This is a genomic window from Chromohalobacter beijerinckii, assembly GCF_023061185.1.
Lineage (GTDB): Bacteria > Pseudomonadota > Gammaproteobacteria > Pseudomonadales > Halomonadaceae > Chromohalobacter > Chromohalobacter beijerinckii.
Genome location: NZ_JAKGAK010000009.1, coordinates 103,084 through 111,571 on the forward strand (window position 1 = coordinate 103,084; position 8,488 = coordinate 111,571).

At 61.5% G+C, this 8,488-nt stretch carries 8 protein-coding genes; 6 read left to right on the plus strand and 2 right to left on the minus strand.

Annotation, left to right across the window (positions count from 1 at the left end):
* Window positions 1-7 precede the first annotated feature (7 nt).
* Window positions 8-772, minus strand: coding sequence for a transporter substrate-binding domain-containing protein (locus tag L1075_RS09155; protein ID WP_246894867.1), 765 nt, complete (start codon window positions 770-772; stop codon window positions 8-10).
* 140 nt (window positions 773-912) lie between these two features.
* On the minus strand, window positions 913-1,266 hold the full coding sequence (erpA, locus tag L1075_RS09160; protein WP_040240244.1) for an iron-sulfur cluster insertion protein ErpA: 354 nt from the start codon (window positions 1,264-1,266) through the stop codon (window positions 913-915).
* A 262-nt stretch (window positions 1,267-1,528) separates the two neighbouring features.
* Between erpA and L1075_RS09165 the strand changes: the two genes are divergently transcribed.
* The 6 genes from L1075_RS09165 (at window position 1,529) to L1075_RS09190 (ending at window position 8,222) form a co-directional block, all read left to right on the plus strand.
* Window positions 1,529-3,244 (plus strand): chloride channel protein, encoded by a 1,716-nt coding sequence (locus tag L1075_RS09165; RefSeq protein ID WP_040240241.1) that lies wholly within the window; start codon window positions 1,529-1,531, stop codon window positions 3,242-3,244.
* Window positions 3,245-3,303: 59 nt separating this feature from the next.
* Window positions 3,304-3,735 (plus strand): CopD family protein, encoded by a 432-nt coding sequence (locus tag L1075_RS09170; RefSeq protein WP_040240240.1) that lies wholly within the window; start codon window positions 3,304-3,306, stop codon window positions 3,733-3,735.
* Window positions 3,735-4,559, plus strand: coding sequence for a bifunctional hydroxymethylpyrimidine kinase/phosphomethylpyrimidine kinase (gene thiD, locus L1075_RS09175; protein ID WP_246894866.1), 825 nt, complete (start codon window positions 3,735-3,737; stop codon window positions 4,557-4,559). Before L1075_RS09170 ends, thiD begins: the two co-directional genes overlap by 1 nt.
* Window positions 4,556-5,212 (plus strand): thiamine phosphate synthase, encoded by a 657-nt coding sequence (gene thiE / locus L1075_RS09180; RefSeq protein WP_246941502.1) that lies wholly within the window; start codon window positions 4,556-4,558, stop codon window positions 5,210-5,212. Before thiD ends, thiE begins: the two co-directional genes overlap by 4 nt.
* A gap of 104 nt (window positions 5,213-5,316) precedes the next feature.
* A complete protein-coding gene (gene hemL / locus L1075_RS09185) occupies window positions 5,317-6,606 on the plus strand; it encodes a glutamate-1-semialdehyde 2,1-aminomutase (protein ID WP_040240235.1) in 1,290 nt (429 codons plus the stop codon).
* 50 nt (window positions 6,607-6,656) lie between these two features.
* Window positions 6,657-8,222 (plus strand): bifunctional aminoglycoside phosphotransferase/ATP-binding protein, encoded by a 1,566-nt coding sequence (locus L1075_RS09190; RefSeq protein WP_246894863.1) that lies wholly within the window; start codon window positions 6,657-6,659, stop codon window positions 8,220-8,222.
* Window positions 8,223-8,488 lie beyond the last annotated feature (266 nt).

Below are 8,488 nucleotides of genomic sequence, written 5' to 3' on the forward strand. Positions count from 1 at the left end.
GTCGTACTTACTCGGCGTCAGGCGCCTTACCGAACCACTTTTCGTAGATATCGTCGTAGGTGCCGTCTTCACGCATCTCGCTGAGCGCTTCGTTGGCGGGTTCTACCCATTCGCTGCCCTTGGCGAAGGCGATACCGTATTGCTGGCCTTCGTACAGTGGGCCAACCACCTTGGCTTTGCCCTTGCCTTTGGTCTCGGCGAAGTAGCCGACGTTGGGCGCGTCATAGAATACGGCATCAACACTGCCGCCCATGAGAGCCATGTACATGTCGGAACTGCCGGGATACGGGGTGATTTCGGCGTCGTCACCGAGCTCTTCCTGGAGGTAGTCGTAGCTCGTGGAACCGATCTTGGTGCCGATACGCATGCCTTCGAGGTCGTCGAGTTCCTCGACGTCGTCGTTGCTATTGGGGACCAGGATGCGTAGACCGCTATCGTAGTACGGGTCGGAGAAATCGACGATCTCACCGCGCTCGTCGGTAATGGTGATACCCGCGATGGCGATATCGACGTTACCGGTCTGCACGGCGGGGATGATGCCGTTGAAGTCCATGGTGTTGAGATCGACTTCGAAGCCGGCACGATCGGCGATGGTGTTGATGATGTCGATGTCGAAACCAACCATTTCGCCGCTATCTTCGTCCATCATCTCGAAGGGCACGAAGCTGGGGTCGGTGGCCACGGCAAGTGTGGGGGTATCCTGGGCGAGGGCGACACTGCTGGTACCGAGTGCCAGAGCCAGGGCGGAAAGACGTAGTGGCAAGTGTTTCATAGCGTTCCCCGTTTACTGTTGTTGATGGGACCGGCTCTACATTGACGAGTCCCGGTGGGGGCGTCAAGTAGAGAGAGGGAGAACGCGAAGGGAGAGAAGGGGCATCCGCGTGACGGACGCCCGAGGCGCTGCATGACCGCTCAGACGGCGAACGAGGCACCGCAGCCGCAGGTAGATGTGGCGTTGGGATTCTTGATGATGAAGCGCGCTCCGGCGAGGCCTTCCTCGAAATCTACCGTGGAGCCAACCAGGTATTGATACGAGAGTGCGTCAATGATCATCGACGCGCCACCATGTTCGATGACGGTATCCTCATCGCCGACGTTTTCGGCGAAATCGAAACCGTACTGGAAGCCCGAGCAGCCTCCACCGGTGACGTAGACACGCAGTTTGAGACCCGGCTTGCCCTCTTCCTCGACCAATACGCCCAGACGCTGGGCGGCGGCATCGGTCAAGTACATGGGCACCGGGACGAACGATTCAGCCCCGCTCATGGGTGACCTCCTTAATCCATCGTGTGGCATATGGCTTACCATTATCGTGAAAACCAAGCAAAACGGTCAACTTTGTATTGCTGTGGAGTGCTGCCTACCGTCCTTCGCTAAGGTGTATGATAGAAAATACGCTATGTCAGGTTGCCATGGCGACGCCGGGGCGTGGCCATGCCGCGCGCCATGTCCTCGGTGGAATTATCCGTTCATGGGGAGATACGGTGTGCCTTCGCGTCGGTTTCGACCACCGCTCAAGCGGCCCAGTATGGAAGCTTTTCGTCGCCGCTTGGCAAGCGTCGATGCGTTGCCGCAGTTATGTGTGCTAGGGGTCCTCTCGGGGCTTCTGACCGGCGGTCTAATGGTCGTTTTTCGCGGCGCACTGGAGTTTGGGGCGCTGGCTTTCATGCCCGATGGCGACCCCGAGGCCTTTGAGCGACTCGCAGTTCCCCTTCGTGTGGTGTTGCCGTTGATTGCTGTGGCGCTGATCGGTCTGTGGCTATGGCGTATGCCGACGAGCGTCGGCAAGATCGGCATCGGTCATGTCATCGAACGGTTGACTTATCATCAGGGCAAGATGCCGCTACGCAACTGGATCACCCAGTGGTGGGTAGGGCTCGTGGCCCTGTTGGGCGGTCTTTCCGCAGGGCGCGAGGGGCCTGCCATACACCTTGGTGCGGCGGCATCGAGCTGGATCGGTCAGACCATGCGGTTGCCCCACAACAGCCTGCGCGTATTGGTGGGGTGCGGCACTGCGGCGGGCATCGCCGCGTCGTTCAATACCCCAATCGCCGGTGTCATCTTCGCCATGGAAGTGGTGATGATGGAGTACACCATTACCGGTTTCATGCCGGTCATTCTGGCCTCGACTACCGGTGCCGTTGTCTCGCAGTTGGTCTACGGTTCCCAGCCCGCCTTCTCGGTGCCCAGCGTGCAGTTGGCTTCGTTATTCGACCTGCCCTGGATCGCTGTCACGGCCTTGTTGATCGGACTGGTGGCCGGCGGCTTCGTGCGTCTTGCCAGGCCTGCCGTGTGGCAGACGCGCCTGCCCATGTGGGGACGATTCCTGGCGGTGGGTGTTGCGGTGGCGGTACTGGCTTGGTGGTATCCCCAGGTCCAGGGGATGGGCTATGACTCGCTGGAGCGTATGCTTGTCGGCCAGCCGGCGCTGGATGTGCTGATCGCCGTGGCGCTCGGTAAGCTGGCGCTGACGGCATTGGCCATCGCCTTTGGGGTTCCGGTGAGCATCATTGGGCCGATTCTGGTGTCGGGAGCGGCCCTGGGCACGTTGTGCGGATTGTTGTGGGCCACGCTGATGCCGGAGCTAGCTTCGTCACCGGTGGTGTTCTCGCTGCTGGGCATGGCCGCCATGATGGGGGCCGTCCTGCAGGCGCCCTTGGCGGCGTTGATGGCGCTTCTGGAATTGACCCACAATTCGAGCATCCTGCTGCCAGGCATGTTGGCGGTGGTCATTGCAGTGCTGGTGGCGCGTCAGGGGTATCACTGCTCGGGTTTTTTCATCTCCACGCTCGATAGCCAAGGTCTGCATCCCTTGCAGCGTCCCTTGATGCAAGCCTTGTCACGGGTCGCGGTGCCAGCCGTCATGGAGCGCAGCGTGGCGCGGGCGCCGCGCATACTGACGCGCGCCCAGGCTCAGGAACTGCTAGCCGGCAAACCCACTTGGCTGGTGGTCTCGCGCGAGAACGACAAACCCCCGGTAGGACTCAAGGCCGCCGGGCTGGCACGGCTCATGCTCGACGAGCAGTGGCAGGGCGAGACGCATTTCGACCTATTGGAGATTCCCGGCCAGCGGGTCGACATGGCGCCGATCGCCTTGCAGGCGACGCTCTCCGAAGCCTTCGAACAGCTCAACAAACAGAGGGTCGATGTGCTGTATGTCGAGCACACCACGGCGCCGCTGATCCGCAAGATTTCGGGTATCATCACCCGCGACGCCATCGAGAACTACTACCGTAACAAATGATCCCGGCACTACTCCGGGCATTTTCAGCAAGAACGTAGGACTAGCATTAAGGAATCGCCATGTATCATTGGATCTTATCGCTGCACCTAGTTGCCGTCATGACCTGGTTCGCGGCGCTTTTCTTTCTCCCCCGGTTGTTCGTCTATCATGCCCAGGCGCGCGACCATGGCGATGAACAGGCGATGGGTTACTTTCAGCTCATGGAACGGCGTCTCTACAAAGGCATCATGCTGCCGGCGATGCTTGCGGTGATCGTTTTTGGGGGGCTGCTGATCTATCTGGTGCCGAGCGTCATGAGTAATGGCTCGTTCCATGTCAAGCTGCTGCTGGTCGCGTTCTTGATCGGCTACCATCATGTGTGTCTGGCCTATCTCAAGCAGTTCGCGGCGGCGCGTTGCCAGAAGAGTTCGAAATTCCTGCGTATCTTCAATGGCATTCCCATCCTGCTGCTGTTTGCCATCATCCTGCTCGTCGTGTTTCAGCCGTTTTGATGGCGACGCCAAGATTGCCGGCGGTGCTGGTGCTTGCTGGACACGACCCCACCGGCGGGGCGGGGCTGACCGCCGACGCCGAAGCCATCCGCGCCTGTGGTGGCTGGCCGTTGACCGTGCCCACCGCGCTGACGGTGCAAACCACGCGTGACGTCAAGCGCGTCATGCCGTGTTCGCGCGAGAGCATCGAAAGCGCTTGCGAGGCTTTGTTTGCGGATATCGAGATCAGCGCCATCAAGGTGGGGCTGATCGCCGATCGTGCGTCCCTCGAAGCGGTCATTGCCGTGGTGAGTGCGCATCCCCATTTACCGTTGGTCGTCGACCCGGTGATGCGCGCCGGTGGCGGCAGTGCACTGACGCCCGACGACAACGTGGCGATGTTCCGCGAACGCCTGCTCGCGCTAGTGGATATCTTGACGCCAAATCGCCAGGAACTGGCGCGTCTGAGCGGGGCTTCCGGCAGTGAGGTGGACCGGGTGGTAGAACTGATGTCGCTGGGTGCGCAGGCGATTCTGGTCACCGGTGCCGATGCCTGGGAAGAGGAGACATCCGTGCGCGATGAGGTTGTCCACACCCTGCATACCCCCGACAATAGTCGTCAATGGCGCTGGCCACGACTGGCGGGTGACTATCATGGGTCGGGATGTACCCTGGCGGCTTCGTTGGCCGCGCGCTTGGCGTGTGGTGAATCCTTGATCGAAGCCTGCAGCCAGGCCCAGCGAGTGGCGTGGGATAGCTTAGTGCATGCGCAACGTCTCGGGCACGGACAGGCGTTACCCGATCGCTTGTGGCGATTGCCGCCCTTCGAGAGCGAGACGATATGACGGCGGATTGGACGCAAGGCATTTACGCCATTACCGATTCGGCGCTGCTGCCGGATGATGAGCGTTTGTTCGCGGCTTGCGAGCGCGCCCTGAGCGCGCGTCCGGCGTTGCTGCAGTACCGTGACAAGTCGGCGGATGCCGATAAACGCTGGCGTCAGGCCGCGACCTTGGCTGGATATTGCCACGATGCCGGAGTCCCGCTGATCGTCAATGATGATATCGCCCTGGCGGTGCGATTGGGTGCGCGTTTCGGCACTACTATCGGGGTCCACCTGGGACAACAGGATGGCGCGCTGGATGCCGCACGCGAGGCCCTGGGGCCCTCGGCGATCATCGGCGCGACCTGTCATGCGCGTCTCGACCTGGCCGAGCGCGCGACGGCCGAAGGCGCCAGTTATCTGGCCTTCGGGCGTTTCTTCGCCTCGCGCACCAAGCCTGAGGCGCCGCCGGCGTCCTTGGCACTGCTCGGCGACGCAGCGCGTTTCGGCCTGCCGCGTGTGGCGATCGGCGGGCTCGACGTCCACACTATGCGTCTAGCCCGTGAGGCCGGCGCGGAGTTGCTAGCCACGGTGCATGCGGTCTTCGGCGCCGACGACCCCGCTATCGCCATCAAGGGACTGCAGGCGAGTCTCGGCGATGCGGTGCGACACTGAATTATCCACAGGTTCGAACGGCGAGTTGTTCGACCTGTCCAGAGAGTTATCCACACTTTCTTTTAGCGACACTCTATCTTAGTCACACACAGCCAGAGGAAGTCATGACCACGTCCGCACAACTCTTCGAGCAGGCTTGCCGTCACATCCCCGGCGGTGTGAATTCACCTGTGCGTGCCTTCAAGGGCATGGAGCGTGCGCCGGTATTCATCGAACGTGCCCAGGGCGCCTATCTCTACGATGTCGAAGGACAGCGCTACATCGATTATGTCGGTTCTTGGGGACCGCTGATCACCGGCCATGCCGATCCCGATGTGCTGGGCGCAGTACGCGATCGACTCGACGATGGGTTGTCCTTCGGCACTCCGACCGCCATTGAAACGCGCATGGCGGAGCTGATCTGCGACATCATGCCGTCCATCGACATGGTGCGCATGGTCAACTCGGGCACCGAGGCCACCATGTCGGCGATTCGCCTGGCACGTGGCCATACCGGGCGCGACAAGATCGTCAAGTTCGAGGGCAATTATCACGGCCATTCCGATTCGTTGTTGGTCAAGGCCGGGTCCGGCGCGTTGACTCACGGCGAGCCGAGTTCGCCTGGCGTGCCGGCGTCCCTGGCCGAACATACCGTGACGTTGCCCTATAACGACTTGGACGCGGTACGCGCGTGTTTCGCCGAGCTGGGTGACGAGATCGCCGGCATCATCGTCGAGCCGGTAGCGGGCAACATGAACTGCATCCCGCCGCAGCCCGACTTTCTCAAGGGCCTGCGCGAGGTGTGCGATGCCCATGGCAGCGTGCTGATCTTCGATGAGGTGATGACCGGCTTTCGCGTGGCGCTGGGCGGTGCTCAGGCGCATTTCGGCGTGACGCCCGATCTGACCTGCCTGGGCAAGATCGTTGGCGGCGGCATGCCGGTGGGTGCCTTCGGCGGTACCCGCGAGCTCATGGAACAGGTCTCGCCGCTGGGGCCGATCTATCAGGCGGGCACGCTGGCCGGCAATCCGCTGGCCATGGCGGCGGGGATCGCGCTGCTCGAGAAGATTCGCGAACCGGGCTTCCACGATGCGCTCGGCGAACGCGTGGCGACGCTGTGCGATGGCTTGGAAGCCCGCGCAGAGGCGGCCGGTGTGGATCTGATCACTCAGCGTGCGGGCGGCATGTTCGGCGTCTTCTTCACGGCCCAGCGGCGCGTCGATAATTTCGCCCAGGCCACTGCCTGCGATGCCGATACCTTCCGGCGCTTCTTCTTGGGTATGCTTGAGGAGGGCGTGTATCTGGCACCTTCGCCGTTCGAGGCGGGGTTCATGTCGAGTGCGCATACGGCGGCCGATATCCAGACGACGCTGGACGCCGCCGAACGGGTACTGGCGACACTGGGACAGGCCTGATACGGCGAGTGAACGATGCAATGCAACGACAGGATGCGGGAGAACGCTCAGTGAGCCAGGTATTGATCGAGGCATTGCGCCAAGGCCAGGAGTTTGGGCATCCGGTCGGCGAGATCGAGGTGTTCGAGACCCATATTTCCTGGGTCATCCTTACTGGCGACTATGCCTACAAGATCAAGAAGCCGCTGGATTTCGGCAGCTTTCTGGACTTTTCCACGTTGGAAAAGCGGCGCCGGCTCTGCGAGCAGGAAGTGCGCCTCAATCGTCGTCTCGCCCCGGCGTTGTATCTGGAGACGGTGCCGATCAGTGGTACGCCCGAGGCGCCGCGGCTGGGGGGTAGCGGCACCCCGTTTGAATATGCCGTCAAGATGCGCCAGTTCAGCAACCGCCACTTGTTCAGCACCCTGCAAGTTAGCGGCGAGCTATCGGTGGAGCTGCTCGACGACCTCGTCGACCAACTGGTGGCGTTCCACGAAGACGCGCCGCGCATCAGCGGTGATAGCCCACTGGGGTCGCCGGATACTGTGCGCCGCACGCTGGATCGTGAGTTCCGCTTGATCGAGGCGCGGATCGACGATCCCCAGGCACGCGAGCGGCTGTCGCGGCTCGAAACCTGGAGCCTGGACAGCTTCGCGCGACTCGAACACGAATTCGAGCGGCGCTGGCGCGAAGGCTACGTGCGTGAGATCCACGGTGACATTCACCTTGGCAATGCGGTGCATTTCGAGGGGCGTGCGCTGCTCTTCGATGGCCTGGAATTCAACGCCGAGCTGCGCTGGAACGATGTCGGCTGTGAGCTGGCGTTCTTGCTGATGGATCTCGAAGCGCGCGGTGAGCAAGCCTTCGCTAATCATGTGCTCAATCGCTACCTGGAACTTTCCGGCGATTACGAGCTGGTGCGTCTGCTCCCCTATTACAAGCTGTATCGAGCGCTGGTGCGGGCCAAGGTGGCGATGCTGCATTACCACCAACCGCAATTGACGTCTGACGAACGCCAGGAAGTGTACGCTGAGTACCAGCACTACATTACCTTGGCCGAACGTTACAGTGAGTTTCGCTTCCCGTATCTGATCGTTGGCGTAGGCGTCTCGGGCAGCGGCAAGAGCCGTTTTACCGGCGAGATGGTGCAGCGACTGGGCGGTGTGCGGGTACGCTCCGACATCGAACGCAAGCGATTGTACGGCTTCGAGGCCCAGGCCAGCACCGCCGATGGTGCCGATATCTATACGCCCAAGGCTACTGCACGTACCTATGATCGCCTGGCCGAACTGGCGGGAATCTTGCTGGAATCAGGATTGCCGGCGTGTGTCGATGCCACCTGTCTGACGCGCGCTCAGCGCACGCAGCTGTGCTTTGAAGCCGAACGTCGTGGGCTGCCGGTGCTGCTGGTGAGTTTTGAAGCGGATGAAGCGACCCTGCGCGCGCGCATCGAAAGGCGTGCTCAGCGCGGTGGCGACCCTTCCGAGGCGGGGCTCGAGGTACTTGAACGCCAATTGGAGCGTTTCGAACCCTTCGCCGACGATGAACTGAGCCATCTGGTCCATCTCGATACGACTGCACCGGATGCCAATCTCACCTTGGTATCGATGATTCAGGAACGTATTCAGCTCAATTGAGGTGCCGTCATCGTCGTGTCGCGGCCGCGTAATGAGCTTGTCATGTGCGCTCCTTACGCTGAAGGGGTGTTCAGGGTCGTCACATTGCCGCATGGCGTGTGGGTGATGTGAGTCTCGTGATATTGCGCCGCTCCTTTGGGAGCGGCGTTTTTTTGGCATTGCTGGGATCATGACGTGCGCGCTTTGCGGGGGCTGCGCAGCGAGACCATGGGCGGTGCACCGAGATTCTGACGCGCCCAGTTCATGGCCTGAATGCGGTTATGCAC